The 25,404-nt window shown below is 63.5% G+C and carries 22 protein-coding genes; 10 read left to right on the plus strand and 12 right to left on the minus strand.

Translation table 11 applies throughout. The features are described from left to right. Positions 1-4: 4 nt before the first annotated feature. Together AC56PL_RS22945 and AC56PL_RS22950 are read right to left on the minus strand one after the other, a co-directional pair. Entirely contained in the window at positions 5-817 is an 813-nt protein-coding gene (locus tag AC56PL_RS22945; protein WP_497155236.1) for an FAD binding domain-containing protein, read from the minus strand. Next, positions 817-2,175: an 8-oxoguanine deaminase gene (locus AC56PL_RS22950; RefSeq protein ID WP_497155237.1), complete on the minus strand. Its 1,359-nt coding sequence runs from the start codon at positions 2,173-2,175 to the stop codon at positions 817-819. Before AC56PL_RS22950 ends, AC56PL_RS22945 begins: the two co-directional genes overlap by 1 nt. Before the next feature lie 134 nt (positions 2,176-2,309). On the opposite strand from AC56PL_RS22950, the gene AC56PL_RS22955 reads away from it, so the two are divergent. The 3 genes from AC56PL_RS22955 to AC56PL_RS22965 all read left to right on the plus strand — a co-directional run bounded on the left by AC56PL_RS22955 (position 2,310) and on the right by AC56PL_RS22965 (position 7,492). Then, entirely contained in the window at positions 2,310-3,791 is a 1,482-nt protein-coding gene (locus AC56PL_RS22955; protein ID WP_495517814.1) for an amino acid permease, read from the plus strand. Next, positions 3,748-4,002, plus strand: a complete 255-nt coding sequence (locus AC56PL_RS22960; protein ID WP_497155238.1) for a citrate/2-methylcitrate synthase — start codon at positions 3,748-3,750, stop codon at positions 4,000-4,002. The genes AC56PL_RS22955 and AC56PL_RS22960 overlap by 44 nt, the downstream gene beginning before the upstream one ends. A gap of 106 nt (positions 4,003-4,108) precedes the next feature. Then, positions 4,109-7,492: a pyruvate carboxylase gene (locus AC56PL_RS22965; RefSeq protein ID WP_497155239.1), complete on the plus strand. Its 3,384-nt coding sequence runs from the start codon at positions 4,109-4,111 to the stop codon at positions 7,490-7,492. A 55-nt stretch (positions 7,493-7,547) separates the two neighbouring features. Here AC56PL_RS22965 and AC56PL_RS22970 read toward each other — a convergent pair whose 3' ends face one another. Continuing rightward, on the minus strand, positions 7,548-9,476 hold the full coding sequence (locus AC56PL_RS22970) for a flavin-containing monooxygenase (RefSeq protein ID WP_497155240.1): 1,929 nt from the start codon (positions 9,474-9,476) through the stop codon (positions 7,548-7,550). A 215-nt stretch (positions 9,477-9,691) separates the two neighbouring features. On the opposite strand from AC56PL_RS22970, the gene AC56PL_RS22975 reads away from it, so the two are divergent. From AC56PL_RS22975 to AC56PL_RS22990, 4 genes are all read left to right on the plus strand, one after another. Next, positions 9,692-10,330: a nitroreductase family protein gene (locus AC56PL_RS22975; protein ID WP_495517810.1), complete on the plus strand. Its 639-nt coding sequence runs from the start codon at positions 9,692-9,694 to the stop codon at positions 10,328-10,330. Between the two features lie 87 nt (positions 10,331-10,417). After that, positions 10,418-12,004, plus strand: a complete 1,587-nt coding sequence (locus AC56PL_RS22980) for an AMP-binding protein (protein ID WP_495517809.1) — start codon at positions 10,418-10,420, stop codon at positions 12,002-12,004. Beyond that, positions 12,001-12,624 carry a TetR-type transcription factor C-terminal domain-containing protein gene (locus tag AC56PL_RS22985; protein ID WP_495517808.1) on the plus strand — a complete coding sequence of 208 codons (624 nt, stop codon included), beginning with the start codon at positions 12,001-12,003 and terminating at the stop codon, positions 12,622-12,624. The genes AC56PL_RS22980 and AC56PL_RS22985 overlap by 4 nt, the downstream gene beginning before the upstream one ends. Beyond that, the gene (locus tag AC56PL_RS22990) at positions 12,621-13,733 is read left to right on the plus strand and encodes a CaiB/BaiF CoA transferase family protein (RefSeq protein WP_497155241.1); all 1,113 of its coding nucleotides are present in this window, start codon (positions 12,621-12,623) and stop codon (positions 13,731-13,733) included. Before AC56PL_RS22985 ends, AC56PL_RS22990 begins: the two co-directional genes overlap by 4 nt. A 20-nt stretch (positions 13,734-13,753) precedes the next feature. Here the strand turns inward: AC56PL_RS22990 and AC56PL_RS22995 are convergent, their stop codons facing one another. Further along, on the minus strand, positions 13,754-14,650 hold the full coding sequence (locus tag AC56PL_RS22995) for a hydroxymethylglutaryl-CoA lyase (RefSeq protein ID WP_495517806.1): 897 nt from the start codon (positions 14,648-14,650) through the stop codon (positions 13,754-13,756). 128 nt (positions 14,651-14,778) lie between these two features. On the opposite strand from AC56PL_RS22995, the gene AC56PL_RS23000 reads away from it, so the two are divergent. Both AC56PL_RS23000 and AC56PL_RS23005 read left to right on the plus strand, forming a co-directional pair. Beyond that, positions 14,779-15,423, plus strand: coding sequence for an FCD domain-containing protein (locus AC56PL_RS23000; protein ID WP_495517805.1), 645 nt, complete (start codon positions 14,779-14,781; stop codon positions 15,421-15,423). A 52-nt stretch (positions 15,424-15,475) separates the two neighbouring features. Then, positions 15,476-17,272 carry an HNH endonuclease signature motif containing protein gene (locus AC56PL_RS23005; RefSeq protein WP_497155242.1) on the plus strand — a complete coding sequence of 599 codons (1,797 nt, stop codon included), beginning with the start codon at positions 15,476-15,478 and terminating at the stop codon, positions 17,270-17,272. A 40-nt stretch (positions 17,273-17,312) separates the two neighbouring features. On the opposite strand, the gene pucL is transcribed toward AC56PL_RS23005, so the two are convergent. The 3 genes from pucL to uraD all read right to left on the minus strand — a co-directional run bounded on the left by pucL (position 17,313) and on the right by uraD (position 19,206). After that, a complete protein-coding gene (pucL, locus tag AC56PL_RS23010) occupies positions 17,313-18,254 on the minus strand; it encodes a factor-independent urate hydroxylase (protein ID WP_497155243.1) in 942 nt (313 codons plus the stop codon). A gap of 24 nt (positions 18,255-18,278) precedes the next feature. After that, positions 18,279-18,605: a hydroxyisourate hydrolase gene (uraH, locus tag AC56PL_RS23015; RefSeq protein WP_497155244.1), complete on the minus strand. Its 327-nt coding sequence runs from the start codon at positions 18,603-18,605 to the stop codon at positions 18,279-18,281. Between the two features lie 61 nt (positions 18,606-18,666). After that, positions 18,667-19,206 (minus strand): 2-oxo-4-hydroxy-4-carboxy-5-ureidoimidazoline decarboxylase, encoded by a 540-nt coding sequence (gene uraD / locus AC56PL_RS23020; protein WP_497155245.1) that lies wholly within the window; start codon positions 19,204-19,206, stop codon positions 18,667-18,669. Between the two features lie 269 nt (positions 19,207-19,475). Here uraD and AC56PL_RS23025 point away from each other — a divergent pair, with 269 nt between their 5' ends. Further along, positions 19,476-20,057 carry a nucleotidyltransferase family protein gene (locus AC56PL_RS23025; protein ID WP_497155246.1) on the plus strand — a complete coding sequence of 194 codons (582 nt, stop codon included), beginning with the start codon at positions 19,476-19,478 and terminating at the stop codon, positions 20,055-20,057. 88 nt (positions 20,058-20,145) lie between these two features. Here AC56PL_RS23025 and AC56PL_RS23030 read toward each other — a convergent pair whose 3' ends face one another. From AC56PL_RS23030 to AC56PL_RS23050, 5 genes are all read right to left on the minus strand, one after another. After that, positions 20,146-20,490: a hypothetical protein gene (locus AC56PL_RS23030; protein WP_495518396.1), complete on the minus strand. Its 345-nt coding sequence runs from the start codon at positions 20,488-20,490 to the stop codon at positions 20,146-20,148. Between the two features lie 10 nt (positions 20,491-20,500). After that, entirely contained in the window at positions 20,501-22,288 is a 1,788-nt protein-coding gene (locus tag AC56PL_RS23035; protein WP_495517798.1) for an ATP-binding protein, read from the minus strand. A 225-nt stretch (positions 22,289-22,513) separates the two neighbouring features. Beyond that, the gene (locus AC56PL_RS23040; protein WP_497155247.1) at positions 22,514-24,064 is read right to left on the minus strand and encodes a condensation domain-containing protein; all 1,551 of its coding nucleotides are present in this window, start codon (positions 24,062-24,064) and stop codon (positions 22,514-22,516) included. Next, a complete protein-coding gene (locus AC56PL_RS23045) occupies positions 24,061-24,489 on the minus strand; it encodes a SufE family protein (RefSeq protein ID WP_495517796.1) in 429 nt (142 codons plus the stop codon). The genes AC56PL_RS23040 and AC56PL_RS23045 overlap by 4 nt, the downstream gene beginning before the upstream one ends. Continuing rightward, positions 24,486-25,382, minus strand: coding sequence for a sulfurtransferase (locus AC56PL_RS23050; protein WP_497155248.1), 897 nt, complete (start codon positions 25,380-25,382; stop codon positions 24,486-24,488). Before AC56PL_RS23050 ends, AC56PL_RS23045 begins: the two co-directional genes overlap by 4 nt. Positions 25,383-25,404 lie beyond the last annotated feature (22 nt).

The raw sequence follows: 25,404 nt of genomic DNA on the forward strand, positions 1-25,404 counted from the left end.
TCCTTCACGAACCGGCGAGCTCGGCAACAACATCCCGGATGAGAACGCCGGTGACGTGACGGCGCCAGTCGGCGGCGCCGTGTGGATCGGAATAGTAGGCCTGCAGGGGTATGGCCGAATCGACATGGGCTGCAACCTCATCGGGCTCCGTCGATTCCGTGGCGATCACATAGGGGACACGGGTCGCGGCCGTCACCGAGATCAACGCGCCTGCCGGCCGGCTCCGCCCGACGACCACCACGCCGGAGCGGCCCAGCGGCGACATGGCCATTTTGCGCAGCGCGGTCGGCTGGGTGAGGGACGAAGCCGGAATCATGATGGAGCGCAGCACGTCTCCGGGTTCGAGAATGGTCTCGTTCTGCGCGACGACGAACTGCGGCACCGAGTAGATACGATCACTGCCGTCGGCTTTCCACACCAGGAGTCGGGCGTCGAGGGCCGAGGTCATCGAGATCATCGCGCCTGCGGGGAATCCGAGGCAGATGTTGCCGCCGACACTGGCGTTCTTCCAGATCTTGAAGGACGCGAGCAGCGCACGCGCGGCGGCGGAAAAGAGTGGGGTGGCAACCCATTCCGCCGGGTAGCGTGCCGAAATGAGTGTCTCGATGGTGCAGGTGGCGGCAATCTCGAGGCCGTCGTCGGTGATGGTGAGGTCGGGCCACCCGAGTCCGCGCAGGTCGATCAATCGCCGCAGGTGCGTCTGCGGTTCACTCATCAACCAGGTACCGCCGGACATCAGGCCGTCGGTGGCGCTCAGCCCCGTCAGATCGGCGCGGGTACGTGGTGTTTCGATGCTTTCGATCGTGTGGAGATCCATTATCCCGCCTTGGCGATCAATGCGGTGTGTGCGGCCGCGACTTTGCGTGCGGTGTCCTCGGCGTCGATGGTGACGAGTTCGCCGCCGCTGACAACGGTTTTCCCGTTGACCCACAGTCGTTCGATGGGCGGGATGTCGCCGAGTACCAGTGCTGCCACCGGATCTTCGATACCGCTGTGGCCCAGGCCATCCAGCCGCCAGAGCACCAGGTCGGCGAGTTTGCCGGGCTCGATGGACCCCAGCGTGCCCTGATATCCGAGAACGCGGGCCCCGCCCAGGGTTGCCAATTCGAGGGCCTCCCGGGTGGTCAGCGCGGTGGGACCGCCGATGGCGCGGGCCATCAACACTGCCTGGTGGACTTCTTCGAGCAGGCGGCTCGATTCGTTGGAGGCTGCGCCGTCGACGCCAAGACCGACGGGTACGCCGGCCGCGATCAGGTCGCGGGTGCGGGCGATCCCGGCTCCCAGTCGGCCATTGGAGGTGGGGCAGTGGGCAACTCCGCTGCCGGTTGCGGCGAGTGTGGAGATTGCCTTGTCGTCGAAATGAACGCCGTGGGCAAACCAGACGTCGTTGCCGAGCCAGCCGACACTCTCCATGTATTCGAGAGGCGTGCAACCGAAATGTTCCGCGGTGTAATCGGATTCGTCGACGGTCTCGGCGAGGTGGGTGTGCAGTCGCACGTTCTTCTCGCGGGCCAACTCCGCCGACGCACGCAAGAGGTCCGCGGTCACCGAGAAAGGCGAGCAGGGGGCAAGGGCGATCTTGACCATCGCATCGGGCGACGGGTCATGCCAGCGGTCGATCGCATCGGAGCTCGCGGTGAGGATCTGATCGATCGTCTCGACCACACTGTCGGGCGGTAGACCGCCGTCCTTCTCGCTCAGATCCATCGATCCGCGGGTGGGGTGAAAGCGCAGTCCCACCGATTGTGCGGCGAGTATTTCGGCGGTCAGCAGGTCGCCACCCTCTTTGGGGAAGACGTACTGGTGGTCAGTGCTGGTTGTGCACCCGGTCAGCGCGAGCCGGCCCAAGGCGCCCATGGCGGCGACGTGGACACTTTCTTCGTCGATGCCCGCCCACACCGGGTACAGCGTGGTGAGCCACTGGAAAAGCGTGTGATCGGCGGCGAGGCCGCGGGTGATCCATTGGTACAGGTGATGGTGGGTGTTGATCAGGCCCGGTGTCAGGACGCAGCCGGAGCCGTCGATCACCTCGGAAACGGCTGCGACCTGTGGGTCGACGCGCCCGTCGACGACCGCGGCGATCATATTGCCGTCAAAGACCACGGAACCGGAGCGCAACTCCCGCCGCCCGGCATCCATGGTGACAATGTAGGCATTCTCGATCACAGTGCTCATGGCGTCACCGTACGACGAGCGGGTTACAAAGAAATGACAACGAGCTGTCTGGGCCAGGGTGAGGAATATCATCATTTCCGTCGGATACAGCGGTTGCGGCCGGTAGGCGGCACCTGGGGACCGGAGGGTCTGAAATGACAGAAACCACAGTTGATCCCGCTTCCAAATCTGAACCCGAACTGAAGCGGGTGATGGGGCCCGGCCTGCTGCTCCTGTTCATCGTCGGTGACATTCTCGGGGCGGGGGTCTACGCGGTCACCGGTCAGATGATCGACAACGTCGGCGGGATGGCGTGGCTACCCTTCATCCTGGCGTTCGCGGTGGCCACGTTGACCGCATTCTCGTACCTGGAGCTGGTGACCAAGTTCCCGCGATGTGCGGGTGCGGCGCTGTATACGCAGAAAGCCTTCGGTATCCACTTCGTCACGTTCCTGGTGGCATTTGCGGTGGTGTGCTCGGGTATCACCAGTGCGTCCACCTCTTCCAACGTCGTCGCAGGCAATCTGCTCGCGGGACTGCACGAATCATTCAGCAGCGCGGACGGATTGGGTTGGTTCGACGTACCCACCGGTGAGGGTGCGCAGCTGGCGGTGGCGCTCGGCTTCATGCTCGTTCTGGCCCTGGTCAACCTGCGAGGGGTCGGTGAGTCCGTACGGTTCAACGTGGTCCTGACCGCGGTGGAGATCCTCGCCCTTGCGATCGTCATCGTCATCGGTTTCGTGGCGGCCGGACGTGGAACCGGTGAGGGCGACATCGGAAATCTGGTGGTGTTCGAGGACGCCAACGACAAGGGATGGTTCCTGGCCGTGACCATCGCGACCACGATCGCGTTCTTTGCGATGGTGGGTTTCGAGGACTCGGTGAACATGGTGGAGGAGACCAAGGAACCCCAGAAGATCTTTCCCAAGGTGATGCTGTCGGGATTGGGGATAGCCTGCCTGATCTACGTCTTTGTCGTTGTCGCGGTGATCGCGGTGCTGCCGCTCGACTACGACTCGGGTGACGAGGGCATCCTGCTTCACGTGGTCGAGATCGGAGCACCGTCGGTGCCGATCGACGAGATCTTCCCGTATCTCACTGTTTTTGCCGTGGCCAACACTGCGCTCATCAACATGCTCATGGCCAGCAGGTTGATCTATGGAATGTCCAAACAGCGGGTACTTCCGCGAGGTCTGGGCAGGGTCCTGCCGAACCGCCGGTCGCCGTGGAGCGCGATCATCTTCACCACGCTGCTCGCGTTCGGACTCATCATCGTGGTGAATCAGTTGTCGGGCAACGATGTTGTCGCGGCCTTGGCGGGCACCACGGGGCTGCTGTTGCTCTGCGTGTTCGCGGTGGTGAACGTCTGCTGCCTCATCCTCAAACGTGGTGACGACAAGACTTTCTTCCGGGCACCGGTCTGGATTCCGGTACTGGGTGCGATCCTGTGCCTTTTCCTGGCCGGTCCGTGGGCTCGCACCGACTCGCAGATGATCCAGTACAAGATCGCGGGCGTGATGTTGCTGCTCGGAGTGGTGCTCTGGGGCGTGACCTACCTGGCGAACCGGATGGATAACGGCCCGCGGGACGTCGATGACGTCGACGCATTCGTCGACGATCCGACCTCGAAGACATAGACTCCGCGACCGGATCACATCCGATCTCGATATCCGAACCGGACCTGTGTATCACTTGATGGGATTTGCGCTCGGATCACTCACCTCCACTTTTGTGATGCGCCGAATAGTCGGATGGACGGCACACGTCATTGAACAGGCCGGATCCAACGCACTCATCCGTCCGCCCGGTGAGTACGGCGGTTACAAACAGCGCACAGTCACGGCCTGAATATTTGTGAGGATGTAGTCGGGTCGTAGGGTTTCTTTATGCAGGGTTCTGTCCGGTTCCCGCGGTGGGTGCAGTGATCGGCGCGAATGAAGGTGGAGGCGGGTTGATGTTTCGTAAGGTGCTGGTGGCCAATCGTGGTGAGATCGCGATTCGTGCGTTCCGTGCGGCGTATGAGTTGGGTGCCGGCACGGTGGCGGTGTACCCGTATGAGGATCGCAACTCGATTCATCGATTGAAGGCAGATGAGGCCTACCAGATCGGTGAGCCCGGTCATCCGGTCCGCGCATATCTATCGGTGGACGAGATCATCGCTGCGGCCCGTCGCGCCGGGGCGGACGCGATTTACCCCGGATACGGCTTCTTGTCGGAGAACCCCGATCTGGCTGCGGCGTGTGAGGCTGCCGGGATCACGTTCATCGGGCCCAGTGCTGCGGTGTTGGAGCTGACCGGGAACAAGGCACGAGCAATCGCTGCTGCCCGTGAGGCGGGTCTGCCGGTTCTGGCGTCGTCACAGGCGTCCGATGACGTCGAAGAATTGATGGTTGCAGCCGAATCGATGACGTTCCCGGTGTTCGTCAAGGCGATCGCCGGCGGCGGGGGCCGCGGGATGCGCCGGGTCGAGACGATCGACGAGTTGCGTGAGGCCATCGAAGCTGCTGGCCGTGAGGCGAAGTCGGCATTCGGTGATGCGTCGGTGTTCTTGGAGCAGGCGGTGATCGAACCACGTCATATCGAGGTTCAAATCCTTGCCGACGGCGCCGGCAACGTGATGCATCTGTTCGAACGCGACTGCTCGGTACAGCGGCGCCATCAGAAGGTGATCGAGTTGGCGCCTGCACCGCATCTACCGCAGGAGCTGCGCGAAAAGATGTGCGCGGACGCGGTGGCGTTTGCCAAGCAGATCGGTTACTCGTGTGCGGGCACGGTCGAGTTCTTGCTCGACCGCAACGGCAATCACGTGTTCATCGAGATGAATCCGCGGATCCAGGTCGAGCACACGGTCACCGAAGAGATCACCGATGTGGATCTGGTGCAGTCGCAGATCCGGATCGCGTCGGGGCAGACGCTGTCCGATCTGGGGTTGTCGCAGGACACCGTTCAGATTCGCGGCGCGGCGTTGCAGTGCCGGATCACCACCGAAGATCCGACCAATGGCTTCCGCCCCGACACCGGCCGGATCACCGCATATCGCACACCTGGTGGTGCCGGAATTCGGCTCGATGGTGGAGCGACTCTTGGCGCCGAGGTCAGCGCACACTTCGACTCGATGCTGGTGAAGCTGACGTGTCGCGGTCGCGATTTCGAGACAGCGGTGGCCCGCGCCCGGCGCGCGGTTGCAGAGTTCCGGATTCGTGGCGTGGCCACGAACATCCCGTTCCTGCAGGCAGTTCTGGACGATCCGGACTTTCGGGCCGGGAATGTCACCACCTCGTTCATCGAGCAGCGTCCGCAACTGATGACCTCGCGGGTCTCTGCTGACCGCGGTACCCGGATCCTGAACTATTTGGCCGATGTCACGGTCAACAAGCCTCATGGTGAGCGGCCGGCCACGGTCTATCCGCGCGACAAGCTCCCCGACATCGACATCAGCTCACCGGCTGATGGCTCGCGGCAACGGTTGCTGAAGCTGGGGCCGGAGGGTTTTGCCGCAGATCTGCGGGCTTCAAAGGCGTTGGGGGTCACCGACACAACCTTCCGTGATGCCCATCAGTCGTTGCTCGCGACCCGGGTACGGACGTCCGGATTGCTCATGGTGGCCCCGTATGTGGCCGCTGCGACACCGCAGTTGTTGTCGGTGGAGTGCTGGGGTGGGGCGACCTATGATGTGGCGCTGCGGTTCCTGAAGGAAGATCCGTGGGATCGGTTGGCGCAGTTGCGTGAAGCGATGCCGAACATCAACCTGCAGATGCTTCTGCGGGGTCGCAACACCGTCGGCTACACGCCGTATCCCGAAACGGTCACCAAAGCGTTTGTGGCCGAGGCGGCTTCGACCGGTATCGACATCTTCCGGATCTTCGACGCGCTGAACAATGTTGATCAGATGCGGCCGGCGATCGACGCGGTCCGCGAGACCGGCACCACGATCGCCGAGGTCGCGATGTCGTACACCGGGGATCTGTCTGACCCGAACGAGAAGCTGTACACGCTCGATTACTACCTGAAGTTGGCCGAGCAGATCGTAGAGGCGGGTGCGCACGTCCTGGCGATCAAGGACATGGCCGGCCTGCTGCGCCCACAGGCCGCCACTGCGCTGGTCACCGCGCTGCGCAGCAACTTCGATCTGCCGGTGCACGTGCACACCCATGACACCCCCGGTGGCCAGCTGGCCACCTACTATGCGGCCTGGCAGGCCGGCGCGGATGCGGTCGACGGTGCATCGGCGTCGATGGCCGGGACGACCAGTCAGCCGGCGTTGTCGGCGATTGTGGCGGCCACGGCCAACACCGAGTTCGACACCGGTCTGGATTTGGGCGCCGTCTGCGATCTCGAGCCGTATTGGGAGGCGTTGCGGAAGGTGTACGCGCCGTTCGAGTCCGGGTTGCCGTCGCCGACGGGCCGGGTCTACACCCACGAGATTCCCGGTGGGCAGCTCTCGAATCTGCGTCAGCAGGCCGTCGCACTGGGACTGGGAGATCAGTTCGAGCAGATCGAAGGCGCCTACGCCGACGCCGACCGGATGCTCGGACGGCTGATCAAGGTCACCCCGTCGTCGAAGGTGGTCGGAGACCTCGCTTTGACTCTGGTGGGTCAGGGCGTCAGTGCCAAGGAGTTCGCCGATGATCCGACCTCCTACGACATTCCCGATTCGGTGATCGGATTTTTGCGCGGCGAGCTGGGGGATCCGGCCGGTGGTTGGCCCGAACCCCTGCGTAGCCGGGCGCTGGCCGGGCGGGCGGAGCCCAAACCCGAAGTGGCGCTGTCAGATCAAGACACGGCCGATCTGCAGGACCCGGATGCGGCGTTGCGTCGGAAGACGCTGAACCGCTTGCTGTTCCCGGGCCCGACCAGGGACTACGAAGAGCACAAGGTCGCATACGGCGACACCTCGACGTTGTCGGCGAACCAGTTCTTCTATGGCCTGCGCTACGGCGACGAGCATCGGGTGGAACTCGAACCCGGTGTCGAGTTGCTCATCGGTCTCGAGGCGATCAGTGAACCGGACAAGCGGGGGATGCGTACGGTCATGTGCATCCTGAACGGGCAACTGCGGCCGGTGCAGGTGCGTGACCGTAGCCTCGATGTCACCGAAGCGGTGGCCGAGAAGGCCCAGACCGGGAATCCGAAACACATCGCCGCACCGTTCGGTGGTGTGGTCACGATTGTGGTTGAACCCGGGGAGAAGCTGGCGGCCGGAGCTGCGATCGGTTCGATCGAGGCCATGAAGATGGAGGCCGCGATCACCGCGCCCACCGGCGGCACCGTCAAGCGGGTCGCCATCACGTCAGTGTCGCAGGTTGAAGGCGGCGACTTGCTGGTCGAGCTGGAATAAGACTGTGCGGTAAACAGATTCGCCGGCGCCCTGATGGGCGCCGGCGAACTTGTGTCTATCGCCTTGCGGGCTCTGTCACGTACTCCGTCAGATCGGCGTGGCGGGTCATGGACCAGTAGTCGATGATTCGCCACGGCAGGACGGCAACCACGCGGCCGTCGGCGTTGCGGTACCAGTTGCTCATGCCGGGGTGGGTCCACACCATCGACGCGTGGGCGTCGTCGACCGACTGGTTGTAGTCGTCGTGGACGTCTTGACGAGGCTCGATGGCACCGAGGTCAGTATCGACCATCTGCGTCAACGCGTCCATGATGTAGCGCATCTGGCACTCGAGCATGGTGATGAAGCTGCCGCCATGGCCAAGGGCCGTGTTCGGTCCGGTCATGATGAACAGGTTCGGGAAGTCGGGCACGGTGACGCCGAGGTACGCGCGGGCGTCGTGCTCGCCCCACACCTCACGGGTGCTGGCACCGGAACGCCCGACCACATCCATGGGGTAGAGCAGACGGTCGGTGTGGAATCCGGTGGCCATGATGATGACGTCGAACTCGTGTTCGCGGCCGGCGCTGTCCTTGAGTCCGGTCTCGGTGATCTCCGCGACGCCTTCGGTGATGAGTTCCACCCCTGGGCGTTTCAGCATCCGGTACCAGCCGTTGTCGAGAAGCATCCGCTTCCCGAAGGGCGGGTAGTCCGGCAGGCACTTCTCGATGAGGTCTGGGCGACCTTCGAGTTCGTCGCTGAGGTAGCGCGTGTAGAACGCGCGGTGTCCATGGTTGGTCTTGTTGATCGAGTGCTTCGGCTCGGTCCACTCCGGGTCGACGGTCAGGGTCGGATGGACCTTGTCGTTGAAGATCCAGGACAGCCTCACCCGGTACCACTCGTGGTAGTACGGCACATGGTCCATCAGCCAATGAACGTCGTCGCCGACCTGCGAGAAGTACACGTCGTTGGGGGCGATCCACTGCGGTGAGCGCTGGAAGATGGTCAGTGAGGCAACCGAACCGGCGATGGCGGGTCCGATCTGCATGGCACTGGCACCGGCGCCGACAATGGCAACCCGCTTGCCCTGCAGGTCGATGGCCGATGGCCACTGCGCTGAATGGAAGAGCTCTCCGGTGAATGTGCCGAGTCCGGGTAGCGGCGGGATCTTCGGGCGGTTGAGAAGACCTACCGCGCTGATCACGGCAGTGGACGAGAGTGTGATCAGGTTCTTGTCGGTGTCGCGGGCGGTGATGTTCCACCGTTGTGCGGCTTCGTCGTAGACCACGCTGCTGACCTCGGTGCCGAAACGGATGTTCGTCCGCAGGTTGTAGGTCTTGGCGAAGTCTTCGAGGTACTGCTGGACCTCATCGCGTTTACCGAAATGTGTCGACCACGGGTGACGGAAGAACGAGTACGAGTACAGGTAACTCGGCGTGTCCACCCCGGCGCCGGGATAAGTGTTCTCCCACCATGATCCGCCGACGTTGTCGTTCTTCTCGAGGACCACGTGGCTGATACCGGCCTTGCTCAGGCGGACCGAGGCGAGCATGCCGGCGATACCGGAGCCGATCACCACAACCGAGAAATCTGTGGGAACCGCGCGGGTCGGGTGGGGTTCGGGCGTGTTGTCGAAACCCATCACCTCGGCCATCATCGGGCCGAACTCGTGCGGCACCGGCTCACCCATGGTGAACTCCATGACCTCCATGAGTTCTGAGGTGTCGAGGGCGAGGTGTGCGGGCTCTCGGCCGCCGGCCCAGGCGAGGACCGCGTCGACAGTTGCGGCTCGGACCTCGGTCTGGAGGTCGTCGGACAATCCGCCGGTGGCGTTGTCGTCCATGCCGCGGCTTCGGGTCGGCTGGTAGCGCGCGGAAAGCCACTGTCGATCGCCGGTCAGTTGATAGAGGACGGCGAGGAGTGTGGGGATGTTCGCTGCGTTGACTGCTTGACCCAGCCGGGCGGAGTCGATCCCGTTCGCGGGTGCGGATGGCTGAAGGTTCACGACACAAGACTAACCACGGATAGTCTAGGAAATGCAAGGGCTGGGAGAAATTCTGCGACGTGGGCGTGGATGGGCAGAAGAGACTTGACAGAACGGCGGTCTACTGGCGATGCTGTGACTGCAATCACGCTAACAGTGGTAAGTAGAAGCTGGTCAGTCATCCGCCGTCGGCTCTGGGCCACGGGCGGGGCCGATCCCGTAACAAGGAGATTTTGATGGAACTTTCCGAGGCGATGCGCACCACCGGAACCTGTCGGCACTACTCGGATACGCCGGTTCCGGAGAAGGTCTTCTACGACGCATTCGAAGTTGCCCGCTTTGGTCCGCAGGGTGGCAATCGGCAGCCGGTCCGCTGGATCGTGGTGCGCGACGATGCCAAGAAGAAGGCGCTGGCAGACCTGTACCTGCCGTACTGGGAGGCCTACTACAGCGCGATCAGTGACGGCACCAAAGACGTCGGTGCGGTACCCAAGACGATTCGCAGTGCCAACGAGTTCGCACACAACCTCGCGACGGTGCCTGCGCTCATCGTGGTGTGCGCCGAGATCGACGGGCTCCATCCCACCGACGCCGAGTTGGACCGCATCAGCGTGGTCGGCGGAGCATCCATCTATCCGACGGTGCAGAACCTGTGTCTGGCGTTGCGTGACCAGGGTGTCGGTAGTGCGGTGACCACGCTGCTGTGTCATGAGGAGCCCGCGGTCCGCGAACTGCTCGGGATTCCCGAGGGTTTCATCACCGCTGCCCACATCGCCGTCGGTTACCCCAGCGGCAAGTTCCCGACCAAGCTCACCCGAAGCCGTGTCGAGGACATCGTCTCGATCGATTCCTTCGAAACGCCAATGTTCGCTTAGTCGATCATTTTCCGTCCCTGCACTGCTGTGACCATCGCGGCTGCTGCGGCGCATTGGCTTCGCCAGATCATGGAGTACTGAAAAACAATGTCTTTGAACACGATTGCCTCGAGCCCACTAGGCCGGGCCACGCTCGGTGACCAGCTCCGCCGCCACGCCCGGACCCAGGGTGGCAAGCCGGCATTCATCAGCTACAACGTCGCCGGTGATCGCCATGTCTGCACCTACGCCGAGCTCAACGAACGGGCGAACCGCTGTGCCAACACACTGCGCGGCATGGGTGTGGGTAGAGGCGATCGTATTGCCGTGATGGCACGCAACCACGTCGACACCGTGGTTGCGTATTACGGCGCGCTCAAGATAGGTGCCTCGTACTCCGGTATCAACGTGATGTTCGGTACGGCCGAAGTCGCGCAGCAGCTTTCGCACCTGGAGCCGTCGGTGGTCCTCGTCGGCGCCGAGTTCACGCATGTGGTGGACGACGTGCGGGACAGCGCGCCTGTCGGTCACCACGTGGTGTTCGGCGGAACCGACGTCGCGGGATGGAAGTCGTTTGACGCATTGCTGGCAGCAGCGTCATCGGATGAACCGGACTGTGAGGTCGATGAACACGACCTGGCGATGATCGTCTACACCAGCGGCACCGAGGCGGCGCCCAAGGGCGTCATGATCACGCACCGCAACTACCTGATCTCCACCGGTCCGGCATGGAGCTGGGGTCTGCGTACTCAGCCGGACGACATCTGGCTGTATGTCATGCCTTTTCACACCATCGCAGGCATCGGATCGATGACCACACTGACGATGATGGGTGCAACCCTCGTGCTGCCCGCGACCACCGCTGCGGGCGCGTCGTTGTCGATGATCCGGGACGAGAAGATCACGGTCCTGGCCCAGACGCCGACCTTCTACATCGGTCTGTCCGGACATTCAGATTTCGGTCCGGAGACCGTGCGAACAGTGCAGCGCTGCATGACCTATGGCGGTCAGGTGTCGCCGCATGCGATCACGGCGTGGGCGGATGCGGCGCCGGGCGTCACCTGGGGCACGTACTGGGGCCAGTCCGAGCTGTCGCAGCTGGGCAGCGTGGGATGGTTCCACACACTCGATGACATCCCGGACGCCGATCCCACATGGATCGGAAAGCCTGTTGCGCATCTGGAGGTCGAAGTTATCGACGCCGAAGGGAATCCGGCGGAATCCGGTGAGCTGATCTGCCGTTCGCCGTCGGTGATGTCGGGGTATTTCAAAGACCCCGAACGGACTGCGCAGGTCATCCGGGACGGATGGGTGCACACCGGCGACATCGTGCGACGCGATGACGGCGGCAACCTGTTCTTCCTCGACCGCAGCAAAGACATGATAAAAACCGGTGGCATGAACGTGTCTTCCCAAGAAGTCGAGCGCGCCCTGCAGAGTCATCCCGACGTGGTGCGCGCCGCAGTGGTCGGCTTGCCCGACGACTATTGGTCCGAGGTTGTCACCGGCTTTGTCGTCCTGCGGGAGGAGTCGACGCTCGACGCCGACTCGCTCATGGCGCACTGTAAGCAGTCGATCGCAAGCTACAAGACCCCCAAGAAGATTCATGCACTGACCGAATTACCGGTCGACCCTCAGGGGAAGGTGCTCAAACGCGAACTTCGTCGCCTCTATGCCGAGGCGAGCTCCCGGTGACGGCGCAGCAGGCGCCGGCGGCGAATGGGCGGGGTGCGGGGCGTCGCGCCGAGATCGTCTCGGCCGCAGCGGATTTCTTTGCCAAGCAGGGCTATCACACGGTTGGCATGCGGGAGATCGGCGAAGCGGTGGGTATCCGTGGCGCGAGCCTGTACAACCACTTCGCCAGCAAAGAAGAGATCATGTACGCCATCGCGCTCCGCATGACACGCGACCTTCAAGACCTGCACATGCCACTCTTGGACGCTGCGGGAACTCCGAAGGAGCGCCTGTCGAACCTGATGCATGCACATATCCGGAGTCTGGCCGAGCATCAGACCGAGCATCTGGTGAGTCTGCGTGAGCAGACAGCGCTCACACCCGAACATCTGGCGGAGATCACCGATATCCGTAAGTACTACCAGCGACGGGTGCGCGACGTGATCGCCGCCGGTGTTGCTGCCGGGGAGTTCCATACCGCCAATCCTCATCAGGCGGCGGTGGCGATCCTGGACATGATGAACGGCATCAGCTGGTGGCTGCACGCCGGTCAGGACGTTGGCGCCCTTGCCGATACGTACACCTCGTATGCGATCGACGGTGTGCTGCAGAGCGGCTTACCCGATAGGAGTGACCGATGACGGGACCGCTGACCGGTATCCGAGTGGTCGAGATGGCCGGTATCGGTCCGGTACCCCACGCAGCGATGATCCTGGCTGATCTGGGTGCCGACGTGGTCCGCGTCGACCGCCGGGCCAAGGCGGCAGCAGCAGACGGTGTCGCCGACGCGGATCGAGCGATGTGGCGGGGCCGCGCACTGGTCACCGCAGACCTCAAGGATGAGATCGACCGGAACCACGTACTCGACCTGATCGCCTCTGCGGACGTGTTGCTCGAAGGCTTCCGCCCCGGCGTCATGGAACGTCTGGGTCTGGGCCCGGACAACTGTCACGAACGCAACCCGCAACTGGTGTACGGCCGGATGACCGGCTGGGGACAAACCGGACCGCTGGCACAGACCGCGGGCCACGACATCAACTATTTGGCACTGACCGGTGTACTCGGTGCGATGGGCCCGGCCGACGGCCCACCCGTGCCGCCGTTGAGCATGGTTGCCGACTTCGGCGGCGGATCGATGCTGCTGGTGGTCGGAGTTCTGAGTGCCCTGTGGAATCGGGACAGCGACCGGGCAGGCACCGGAGGAGGAGGACAGGTCGTCGATGCCGCCATGGCGGACGGCGCCAATCTGTTGTCGCAGCTCCTCTGGTCGTGGCGGGCCGCAGGCCGGTGGTCCGATGACCGTGGCACCAACCTGCTGGACGGATCGGCCCCGTTCTACCGCACGTATGAATGCTCGGATGGCGGCTACGTGGCGGTCGGATCGATTGAACCGCCGTTCTATTCGCAACTGGTGCGCGGCCTCGGACTGACCGAGGCCGACCTACCTGACCGCTGGGACAAGGAGCAGTGGCCGGTACTGGTCAAGACTTTCCAGGACGTGTTCGCCTCGCGTTCCCGGGATGCGTGGACCACGGTTTTTGCCGGCACCGATGCCTGTGTGACACCGGTTCTGGCCTTTGGTGAGGTTGCTGCGCACCCACAGATGGCCGACCGGGACGCCATCATTGTGGTCGACGGTGTGGTCCAGCCGGCGCCCGCACCACGCTTTTCCCGCACAGCCGTACCGGTGCCGGCGTCATCGACCGAACTCTCCTTGGGAGACGCGATCCGGAACTGGTCTGGGCGCTGACCGGCGGGCTGCGTTGATGATCAGCGAGCCGGAAAATTGCCTGCCCGGCTGAGTTGCCCTGACACGTCCTTCGAGAGCTGACCGCCGAGCCACACGGCCGTCTCGGCCAGGGATTCGAGCTTGACGCCGGTCGTGACGCCGGATCGGTCGAGTGCGTAGATGAGGTCTTCAGAGGCGATGTTGCCGGTGGCGGCAGGGGCGAACGGGCACCCACCGAAGCCGCCGATACTCGCGTCGAGGGCGCTGGCGCCGAGGTCGAGCGCGGTCAAGGCGTTGGCGTATCCGGTGTTGCGGGTGTTGTGAAAGTGCCAGCGCAGCGCCACATCTGGTGCGTTGCGGGCAGCGCCGGCGGCGAGTTTGCGAACCTGGGCGGGTACCCCGACACCGATCGTGTCGGCCAGTGCGATCTCGTCCGGGCCTGCCTGAGCCACCCGTCCGATCAGCTCGGTGACCCACGCGGGATCGACGTCGCCGGAAAAAGGACACCCGAACGCGGCGGCGATGGTCACAGTCGTGCGCAAGCCTGCTGCCTTCGCTGCGGCAGCGATGTCGCTCCACGCCGAAACACCCTCGGCAACAGTGCAACCCTGGTTCCTGGTGCTGAACTCGTCGGTTGCGACCACCACCACATTGACCTCGTCGACCCCGGTTGTCAGTGCGCGCTCCAGCCCACGTCGATTGAGGACGAGTCCGATATACGACACCCCGTCGACGCGGGGGACCTGGGCCATCACTTCTTCGGCACCGGCCATCTGGGGGACCCTGGCCGGATTGACAAAGCTCACGGCTTCGACACGTTTCACCCCGGCCGCGACACTTCGGTTGATCAGTTCAACCTTCGAGTCGACCGACAACACCGTCTTCTCGTTCTGCAGGCCATCGCGGGGACTGACCTCGACCAGTTGCACCGTATCCATCCGTCCATAGTGCACGTAGCCGAGGTTGTATGCACACGCTCGACGCGTAACCTGGTCGCCGGGGGCGGGAGACAAGACAAACTATGACACTCCGCCTAGATTGTGAACAACAATTGAGGGAGGTCCACGTGACCCGAGCGGTCGACAAGGTGTACGCGCATATCCGGGAGGGAATCTTCGACGGGAGATATCTTCCCGGTGCGCGATTGGGGGAGGTCGAACTCGCGGACGTGACCGGCGCGAGTCGTACGCCGGTCCGGGAGGCGCTGCGACAACTCGAGATGGAAGGCCTCGTCGAGGTCTTGCCGCATCGCGGCGCCCGGGTCTACGACTGGACGGCAGACGACGTCGAAGAGATCTACGACCTGCGAATGGTGCTCGAGGCGATGGCCGCATCGCGGGCCGCTGAGCGGATCGGAGCCACCGAACTGGACCGGTTGGCGGAGCTGTGCGATCTGATGGACTCCGCACTCGCCGATGAGCGGGTCGAGTTGGTCGCCCAGTGCAACGACGAGTTCCACTCGATTGTGCGGATCGCGGCGGCGAGCTCGCGATTGACAACGATGTTGGGCAACGTCATTCAGGTCTCACTGGTGATGCGCACCTTCCAGCGTTACGACCCGGAAGAACTGTCGCGCAGCTTTGCGCACCACCGTGACCTCGTCGCCGCCCTACGCAATCGTGACGCGCTCTGGGCCGAATCGGTGATGAAAGCGCACGTCCGCGCGGCCAAAGCTGTTCTGTTGCGGGAGTTGTCGCCCGAGGTGGGGTAGCCGCGTCTGGCGTTGGAATCGCTTGTCGTACCCCCCGTCTAGTCTCAAATGTATGTTCGATGGGGAGATCGAAGATGCAGGTGGGGACGATGAAATCGGGCCCGTCGAGTCGCTGGGTGTGAATGAGTTGTTGCGTAACACCGAGCTTGCGATGGTTCAGCAGTCGCGGATGGAGTGGGAGCGGTATGCCGCTGCGGCGATGCTGCACCGACATTTGGTAGAGCCGACTGCTGGGTCTGAGGCGGAGATGCGGGCGCTTGATCCGTTCGCGCAGTGTGCGGCGAGATTGTCTGCGGCACAGGGATTGACGCAGCGGACCGCGGAGCTCCAGATCAATCGCGGGGTCGCGCTGCGCGATCGACTGCCTGCGGTCAATGCGTTGTTGAAGGTCGGTCGCATCGCCGCGCACCATATCCCTGACATCATCGCGCGGACCGAGTTGATCGAAGGCTCGGCCCATATGGCCGATATCGATCGCGGCATCGCCGAAGCACTGGGCCGGCGTGGGTCGTGGTCGAAGGGTCGGATGCGAGACATGGTCGATGCCATCATCTTTCGTCGTGACCCGGACTTGGTGCGTAAGAACCGTGAGGATGCGAAAAACAATCGCGGGGTGTGGGCGAACAACACCGACCACGGGATGGCGGTGCTGGATGCGCATTCCACGGCTGAGGAATTGACGTTGATCATGGCGCGGCTGGAAAAGTTGGCGATGGCCACGTGTAAGGCTGATCCGCGAAAGAAGTCTGACCGGATGGCCGATGCATTGTTCGCCACGGTGATGGGTCGCGAGTTCCGTTGTGAATGCCCGAACGACCCGAAACATCCTTGTACCGCTGAGATTGTCACTGTTCCTGCCGGACAAGTCATCTCAGGCGTGGACGTGAAGATCGTGCTGCACGTGATCACCGACCAGTCGACCTTGGAAGGAACCGCAACCAATCCCGGATTCATGGATGGTCACGGTGTGATCTCCGGCGATCATGTTCGTGACATCGCGGCCCGCCCGGAAACGATCCAGCGACCTATGGGCAACAAACCTGCACCCGCTACTGTGCACCCCGAGCCTCAACCCGAACCCGTGCAATCGGAACCCGAGCCGCTCGAACCGGAGACACCGAAGCCCAAGCGGCCGAAGATCTACATGCGCGGACCGCAGAACCCACCAGCCGAGAACCTCCCCGATGGCGGCGACGACAATGCGATCGCAGCGCCGTTCCCGCAGGTGATTCCGCTGCCGACCACCCAGCCGGGTGACCAGTACCGTCCGTCAGTCGTCTTGGATACCTACCTCCGGATCCGGGATGTGTACTGCATGTGGCCCGGCTGTGAGCACAAGGCCTGGGGAGCTGACCTGGACCACACCTGCGAGTACAACCACAACGAGCCTGAGGCCGGTGGTTGCACCCATCCGTCAGAGATGAAGACGCTGTGCCGTTTTCACCATCAGCTGAAGACGTACTGCGCGGAGACGAAGCGAAGCGGAGCTCGACCAATCGACTGGCTTGATGATCAGTACCCTGACCCACGTACCGGGCGGACCCGGTTGATCTTCACCACCCCCGAACGCCGCCACTATCACGGTCCGGGGTGGACCGGCGATGACCTGTTCCCGACGTTGAGGTTGATCGTCTTCGACAACCAACGCGGCTCACCAGGCCGGCCACCACGAAGACCGTCGCCATCGCGCCCGCAGCACACCGACCGCCAACAGTCGCGTACCGCTGCCAAACATGCACGCCGCCAACAGGAACGACTCGCCAATCGTCGGCAGCGCGAACTGGGAGAGCAACTCAACCGGGAACGTCGCGAAGAGCGGGGGAGGAACGAACCGCCACCGACATACTGAGGATGGGACAGCCTGGCGATTCGGTGGCCCATGTGGTCGGCTAGGCGAGCCAGGTGCGCTGGGGTGTCCAGGACGGTCCGGCGTCGGGTGCGTCGTCGCGGGTGACCGTGGCCTGGATCAGGCCATAGGGCCGGTCGTCGGCGTTGAACACCTCGTTGTTGTTCTCCAGACCGAACTTGGAGAGGTCATAGACGAAGTGGTGGATGTTCGGTGCCGACAACTTCACCTCGGCGATGTAATCGAAGGCCTCCAGGATCCCTGTGCCGATCTGAAACAGCGTCTGTTGCAAGGCCAATGAGTGCACGGTGGCGAACTTCTCGATGATGATATGCCTGATCGCGGGGTACACGGCCTCCCAGTCGACGTAGTCGTAGGGTCCGGCTCCGCCTTCGGCTTCGTGTCCGGCCGTGAAGCGCCACTTTGCGACCAAGGACGTCGACATCACGCGATCGTTGGTGGGCTCCAGGACCGTGTATTCGTCTTCGAGGAAGTCGTGGAACTCCGAGCCGGTCGACTTGAGGACCACCAGGTCCTTCAAACCGCCTATGACCCAGGTCTTTTGATCGTCACCCTTGCCTTCGACGGTGATGTCCGCGGTGCGGACTTCCTGTCCTTTACGGACCCAGGTGTGATCGTGTTCGACACCGTTGACGACGGCGCGTTCCCAGCTGTATTCCTCGACCTCGATCCGCGCGCCGATCACCGGTTCTGTGTTGTCGACGAACCGTTGGGCCAGTGCGAGAGCGTACTTCTCGATGCTCTCGATGCCTTTTTCTTTCGCGTACGCGTAGGCGGTCTGCTTCTGGGTATCGGTGGGCAACACCTTGCGCTGGTCACCGTCGGTGTGGGCGGCCGCGAAATCACCGCGCAGTGAGGTCCCGACGTTGATGTCCTTGATCTCGTGGCGGGGTGAATCCCGGTAGATCCGAACAACCCGGTTCTCGGCTTTTCCGTATTGGTTTTCGCCAAGGATGATGCCCATGGGTCTGTGTCACTCTCTTTCGGATCAGCTACCCCGATAGGTGGAGTAGGCAAAAGGGCTGAGCAGCAACGGCACATGGTAGTGCCGCGAGGTGTCGGTTACCGCGAATGCGATCGACACCTCCGGGTAGAAATGCTCAATGTGCCGGGCGGCGAACCATGTTCCGGTGTCGAACGTCAGTCGGTACGTGCCTGCGGCGAGATCATCGTCGGCGATCGACTGTATTCGGCCATCGGAATCGGTTGTTCCAGACGCTATCGTGACTCCATCGAATGTGCTGAGTGTGATGTCCACATCGGCCGCCGGTAACCCCGTGACCGCATCGAGCACGTGGGTACTCAAGCCGCTCACCTTGTCACTTCGATCGTCCACATACTCCAGGTCACTCCTACCTCGACCCTCGTGATTCTGATCACGAGGTGTACGCGTCTTCCTCGGTCGCGTACCGTACCGCCGGTTCGAGCATGGCGGTGAGCCGCCGCCGATTGATCTTCGACAACTCCATCCGCAGGACGCGCCGCTCGGTCTCCGGGCTGTTGCTCATCCGTTCTTTGAGTATTGCCAGCAGTTCTCCGGCCGGGCGGCCGTTGGCGAACACGAGATAGACATGTCCGAACCTGGCCTCGTACTCGGCGTTGCACGTCTTGAGTTCGTCGAGGATCTCCGCGTCCGCACCCACGACACCGGACTGCTCACCGGCCGACGAAGCGTTGTCGGTTTTGTCACCGATTCGGGGGTGCCCGTCGAGCGCCTCGTCGAGATCGGCCTCGGTGAGTTCGGCCAGGATCAGGTCAGCGCGGTCGAACAGGGCCTCTTCATCGACGTAAGGGCGTCCTGCCGCCACCCGGAGCGCCCAGATCGTGGACGTGCAACATTGGTACAGGGCGTGAATTGCTTGACTCTGCCGCAAGTCGTTGAAGCTCTCCAGGCCCCGCCAGTCAACTCGTCGCAAGTTGTGACCTCCGTCTATTGTCTATGACCTGTCTTTCCCTCATGTATCAGCCCAATACGTCTCGGATCGAACCGCGCTGACGTGATGGGGCCTGTCCACTGGCTTCAAGGCGTTGCGAAGTACCCATTCTGCCGCACGTCGACTGCTTGGGCGCGGCGATGAGTTCGGTTTCTCGGGGCAGTGGTGGTGCGGTGACGTGATCATGTGTGATGGAGCGGCGAGGGTTGTTGTCGTGTCGGCGTATCTGGCGAGAGGGTGGGGGGAGTCGCGTGGGAGTGGGGCACGAGGAGCGAGCCGGGGTGCCGGTCGTGGTCGGTGTGCTGCTGGCAGCCGGCGCCGGGACCCGATACGGAATGCCGAAAGTACTTGCTGCAGAAGGGGAGTGGTTGCGCTCGGGTGTTCGCGCGCTGATAGACGGTGGGTGCGCGGAGGTACTGGTGACCGTGGGCGCCGCCGAGCCGGATATGCCGCCGCAGGCCCGCGCCGTACGGGTGCCGCGATGGCAGATCGGGCTCAGTGGATCAGTGCGGGCCGGCCTGAATCGAGCCCGTGAACACGCGGGGTTGGCCGGAGTGGTTTTACATGTTGTTGACATCCCGGATGCGACCGCGGGGCAGGTCGCCCGGCTGTTGGCGGCGGCAGGCCCGACACCGGCCGCGCTGGCCCGCGCAACACACTCCGGGAAGGCCGGACATCCGGTGTACATCGGTGCCGATCACCTGGACGCCGTGCTTGATTCCCTGGCGGGCGATCGCGGTGCCGGACCGTACCTGGCCGGCCGCGACGACGTGATCGACGTCGACTGCAGCGACCTCGGTAGTGGCATCGACCACGACTATCCGGACTCCTGAGCCGGAAAGCACAAAACCACACGGTGCGGTCATTTCCAGCAGTTGCAACTGCTGGAAATGACCGCACCGTGTGGTTTTGCGTGAAGTGCTAGTCCTTGATCGTGAAGCCGAGGGCACCTTCACCGAATCGGCGGACCACGACCTTGGCGGCCTCGAGCGGTACCTCGAAGCCGTCCCGGGCGAACCCGGTCAGCGTGGCGAAGTAGGTGTCGGCCTCGGGTTCGAGCGCGACCTCGGCGAGCATCTCACCGGTGGTCGGTTCGCAGACCGCCCAGGTGAACCGCGTTTCGTTCGCCCAGCCCCGCTCACACGATCGGACGTAATCGGGGTCGGTGACACCGGCCAGCGCCAAGGCCGGCCGGTCCGACACCCGGTCGTCATCGCGGTACGCGCGCAGGTACCACGCGCCCGCGTTGATCTCGACCGCTTCGATGGCTGCGGTCCTACTTGAGCTCGAACAGGACGGTGCCCTGCGTGACGGCTGCGCCTGCCTCGATGCTCAGGCCGGTGACAACGCCGTCCTTGTGGGCGGTGACGGGGTTTTCCATCTTCATGGCCTCGAGCACCACGACCAGCTCGCCTGCCGCGACTTCCTGACCTTCGACGACGGCGACCTTGACCACGGTGCCCTGCATCGGTGCGGTCACGGAATCACCGGAAGCGGCCGAAGCGCCACCCTTGGCGCGGGTACGCGACTTCGGCTTCTTCTTGACCGCGCCGTTGCCACCACCGTTGCCGATGGCCAGATCGCCCGGCAGGGAGACCTCCAGGCGGCGTCCACCGACCTCGACCACCACGGTCTTGCGGGGCTCGGTCTCGTCTTCTTCGATCGGCTGTGCGCCGGTGTAGGGCTCGATCTGGTTGTCCCAGTCGGTCTCGATCCACTTGGTGTAGATGTCGAAGCCCTGGCCGTCACCGATGAAGGCCGGGTTCGACACGATGTGGCGATGGAACGGCAGCACGGTGGCAAGGCCCTCGACCTGGAACTCGGCCAGCGCGCGGCGTGAACGCTCCAGGGCCTGCTCGCGGTTCTCGCCGGTCACGATCAGCTTGGCCAGCATCGAGTCGAACTGTCCGCCGATGACGTCGCCTTCGACCACACCGGAATCGACGCGCACGCCGGGGCCGGTCGGCTCCTTGTAGACGCTGATGGGTCCGGGGGCGGGCAGGAAGCCACGACCGGCATCTTCACCGTTGATGCGGAACTCGAACGAATGTCCGCGCGGGGTGGGATCTTCGGTGAACTCGAGCTTCTCACCGGCGGCGATGCGGAACTGCTGGCGAACCAGGTCGATGCCCGCGGTCTCCTCGGTGACCGGGTGCTCGACCTGCAGACGGGTGTTGACCTCGAGGAACGAGACCAGTCCGTCGTTGCCGACGAGGAACTCCACGGTGCCGGCACCGTAGTAGCCGGCTTCCTTGCAGATGGCCTTCGCCGAGGAGTGGATTCTTTCCCGCTGTTCTGCGGTCAGGAACGGGGCCGGTGCTTCTTCGACGAGCTTCTGGAAGCGGCGCTGCAGCGAGCAGTCGCGGGTTCCGGCGACGATGACGTTGCCGTGCTGGTCGGCGATGACCTGGGCCTCGACGTGGCGGGCCTTGTCGAGGTAGCGCTCGACGAAGCACTCGCCGCGACCGAAGGCCGAGATTGCCTCACGGGTGGCCGAGTCGAACAGTTCTGGGATCTCTTCGATCGTGTAAGCGACCTTCATGCCACGGCCACCGCCACCGAATGCGGCCTTGATGGCCACGGGGACGCCGTACTCCTTGGCGAAGGCGACGATCTCGTCGGCGTTCTTGACCGGGTCCTTGGTGCCCGGTGCCATCGGGGCGTCGGCCTTCAGCGCGATGTGGCGCGCGGTGACCTTGTCTCCGAGGTCGCGGATGGACTGCGGTGAGGGACCGATCCAGGTGAGCCCGGCGTCGATGACAGCCTGGGCGAACTCGGCGTTTTCGGACAGGAATCCGTAGCCGGGATGAATCGCGTCGGCGCCGGACTTCTTCGCGGCGTCGAGGATCTTGTCGAACACGAGGTACGACTCGGCCGATGTCTGTCCACCGAGGGCGAACGCCTCGTCGGCAAGCTTCACGAAGAGAGCATCCGCATCGGGTTCTGCGTACACCGCGACGCTGGTCAGTCCGGCGTCTTTCGCGGCGCGGATGACGCGGACCGCGATTTCACCGCGGTTGGCGATGAGGACTTTCGTGAGTGCTGTGCTGGCGTGACTTGGCACTGGATCTCCTGTCGGGCGCTGGTGTCTGCGCGTTGGTGACACTGTGGTGGATATCGATGTTGGATATCGACGTCTTGTGGTGTGGCGCACTGGTCCATCGGTGGATGGACGACAGCACTCCAGTGGAGTCTAAGCACCTCGGCGATCGGTCTCGACTCCAACCCACAGATCGCTCGTTCGGTCCGGTTTAGCTACTCACGGGTAACCGAGAAGGTGGTTGTTCGTTCACGTTTCCCTACTCGCGGGTAAGGATCCGAAAGTGCTCTGATCACCGATCTGCTTGAGAAAGTCGCCGAACCGCGACAGATACCGGCCGACCTGGCTGTGGGTAGGTCCATGCGACGGAAAGCGGGCCGAGATACGCAGCCCAGAGGCCGTCCGGTTGATCCAGATGTAGACCTCGTCGCTGGAATAGTTGTGGCTGCGCAGAACTCGTGCCCGACCGGCATCGGCCTCGGCGTGTCCGGGTGCAAATCTCAGGTCGATGAACGACACCACGAACTTCGGCTCCGGGAAATCGACATTGGCCGATGATTCCACCGAGCTCCGCTGCGCTTCTTCTCTGGCTGTTTGAGTCGAGATCCGCTGCGCCTGTTCTCTTTTCACCTCCATGAGGATCTCGCCGACCCGAAGGAAAGGGAGGTTGGCCGCCTTGCGGACACGGCGCATCTCGTCGGAGGCCCGCCCGATCAGCTGACCGAAATCGGACACCCCGGTCGTGTCGAGGCGGAAGGGAACAGTTGCCACAAACCAGCCGAGCGCGCCGAACCACTGCTGGTCGCCGCGGGTGTGCCGGGGAATCACACAGCGCAGCACCGGGCCGCCGCCGAGTTCGGCATAGACCGCCGCGAGCGCCGCGAGCACACCCGACATCAACGAACCGCCGGCTGCCGAACACACGGCGGTGAACCGGTTCGTCTGCTCGTCATCGAGCAGGGCTCCGGTCAGCGAGCCCTGAGGGACCAGATCCGGGATCGGGTGCACCGAAGCCGGCCGGTCGTCGGTGCCTGCCTCTTCGGCTTCTTCGGGTTGGTCAGCCAATTCGAAGGCGGGCAGTGTGCCGCCGGTGTCGCGGAGGAAATCGGCCCAGACCGCGACGGCTTCGTGGTCGACACCGGCGGCGTCGGCCTCGCGCCGCTCATAGGCGCTGAAGTCGACGTAAGAACCCACTGCGGGCAGCGCATGGTCGGAACGGCGCCGCGCGGCGGAGTAGAGCGCGATCAGTTCGTGTTGCGCCATGATCAGCGAGTAGCCGTCGACCAGCGAATGGTCACCGGCGAACAACAGCGTGAACGATTTCTCCCGGGCGACCGTGGCAAAAATGTAGGCAGGCCACTGCAGGGGTGCGGTGGCCCGGTCGAAAGTGCCTGCCAGCTGGTCGAGCAAGGGTGCCGATTCCGAATACCAGCCGACGCGGCCCATCTTGAGCTTCACCGTTCCCGGTCCGGTGGTCAGCCTGGCCAGATGGTCGCTCCAGATCACCACATGACTGCGTAGGACCTCGTGGCGGTCTATCCACATCGTGAGCGCGGCGCGGATGGCCGGGATCGACAGCGGTTCGTCGAACTCGATCGCCAGACCCAGCCAGGACTCACGGCCGCCTTCGCGGTGGGTCCGGAGCCGGTGCTCGAACGCGCCGCGCAGATGGAGTTCATGATTGTGCGAGGTAGGACGCGAATCCGCGGTCCAATGGGCCATCCCGCCCTCGGTGTAGGGGCTCCACTCGACCAGCCCGCCCGGTTCGACGGGCTGGTCCATCATCTGGATGAACTTCATGACCTCATGGATCGGGCGGGAGGGCCCAGATGCGCTTTGATCCGGGTGAGCATGGCGGACATGCCCCGCAATCGCAGCGGACTGATGGCCGAGTCGAGCCCGAGCCGCGTATAGAAATCGACCGGAATCGCGAGGATTTCTTCAGAGCTGGCACCGTTGAGTCCCTGATACAGGATGGACGCGAATCCACGGGTGGTCGGCGCCTGCGGCGGAGCGCTGAAGAACAACTTCACCGAATCCGGGTTGCTGTTGTCCACCGAGAGGAACAGCGGTGACTGGCATTCGGGTACCGGTTCCATCGCGGCCTCGGCGAGATCCTCGGGTAGCTCGGGGAGCTCGTCCGAGAACTCGAGGAGGAGCTGGATCTTCTCCGAATCCGACAGTGCGGCGAAATCGTCGACGATTTCGTCGAGCGCCGCGGTCATCTCTGGCTGCTTTGGGTGCCCGGTTCGGAACCGGTCACGATGGGGGCCCGAACGGCGTTGCCCCATTCGGTCCACGATCCGTCGTAGTTGCGGACCTTGGTGAATCCGAGCAGGTGGGTCAGCACAAACCAGGTGTGTGACGACCGCTCACCGATCCGGCAGTAGGCGATCGTCGGAATATCGGCGTCGAGGTCGGCGTAGACCTCGTCGAGTTCGGCGCGCGATTTGAACCGGCCGTCGGCAGCGGCGGCCTTGGCCCACGGGATCGACAGCGCGGTGGGGATGTGGCCCCCGCGAAGTGCACCTTCCTGCGGGTACTCGGGCATATGGGTGCGCTCGCCCGTGTACTCCTGCGGCGACCGGACATCGATCAGGGGTTCGGTGCCGATGACACCGTGGACCTCCGCGGCGAACGCTCGGATGACAGAGTCGTCGCGGGTGACAACCGGGTAGTCGGATTCGGGGTACGACGGCACATCGAAGGTGATGTCGCGGTCCTCGGCGAACCAGGCGTCGCGGCCACCGTCGAGTAGCCGGACGTCCTCGTGGCCGAAGAGGGTGAACACCCAGAGCGCGTAGGCGGCCCACCAGTTGCTCTTGTCTCCATAGATGACGACGGTGTCGTCACGCCGAATGCCCTTGCTGCGCATCAGTTCTGCGAACTGATCACCTGAGATGTAGTCGCGGACGACCGGGTCGTTGAGGTGAAGATGCCAGTCGACCTTCTGTGCGGTCGGGATGTGTCCGATGTCGAACAGCAATACATCTTCGTCTGATTCGATGATCTTCAGTCCATCGGTCCCCAGGTGAGCGCTGAGCCATTCGGTGCTCACCAGGCGCTCGGGGTGTACGTACTCGGCGAAGCCGGGGTTGTTGTCGGTCTCGACGGTCACTGTGTCTCTCCAGACGATCGCT

This window comes from Williamsia sp. Y721, assembly GCF_059683565.1.

Coding starts and splice junctions, on each gene's coding strand:
- AC56PL_RS23045 (WP_495517796.1), bottom strand. CDS start 24,489: ATGACCGCGGCGCTCGACGAAATCGTCGACGATTTCGCCGCACTGTCG.
- AC56PL_RS22950 (WP_497155237.1), bottom strand. CDS start 2,175: ATGAGCACTGTGATCGAGAATGCCTACATTGTCACCATGGATGCCGGG.
- AC56PL_RS22960 (WP_497155238.1), top strand. CDS start 3,748: ATGACGTCGACGCATTCGTCGACGATCCGACCTCGAAGACATAGACTC.
- AC56PL_RS22955 (WP_495517814.1), top strand. CDS start 2,310: ATGACAGAAACCACAGTTGATCCCGCTTCCAAATCTGAACCCGAACTG.
- AC56PL_RS22980 (WP_495517809.1), top strand. CDS start 10,418: ATGTCTTTGAACACGATTGCCTCGAGCCCACTAGGCCGGGCCACGCTC.
- AC56PL_RS22975 (WP_495517810.1), top strand. CDS start 9,692: ATGGAACTTTCCGAGGCGATGCGCACCACCGGAACCTGTCGGCACTAC.
- AC56PL_RS22990 (WP_497155241.1), top strand. CDS start 12,621: ATGACGGGACCGCTGACCGGTATCCGAGTGGTCGAGATGGCCGGTATC.
- pucL (WP_497155243.1), bottom strand. CDS start 18,254: ATGGGCATCATCCTTGGCGAAAACCAATACGGAAAAGCCGAGAACCGG.
- AC56PL_RS22945 (WP_497155236.1), bottom strand. CDS start 817: ATGGATCTCCACACGATCGAAAGCATCGAAACACCACGTACCCGCGCC.
- AC56PL_RS23005 (WP_497155242.1), top strand. CDS start 15,476: ATGTTCGATGGGGAGATCGAAGATGCAGGTGGGGACGATGAAATCGGG.
- AC56PL_RS22995 (WP_495517806.1), bottom strand. CDS start 14,650: ATGGATACGGTGCAACTGGTCGAGGTCAGTCCCCGCGATGGCCTGCAG.
- AC56PL_RS23040 (WP_497155247.1), bottom strand. CDS start 24,064: ATGAAGTTCATCCAGATGATGGACCAGCCCGTCGAACCGGGCGGGCTG.
- AC56PL_RS22965 (WP_497155239.1), top strand. CDS start 4,109: ATGTTTCGTAAGGTGCTGGTGGCCAATCGTGGTGAGATCGCGATTCGT.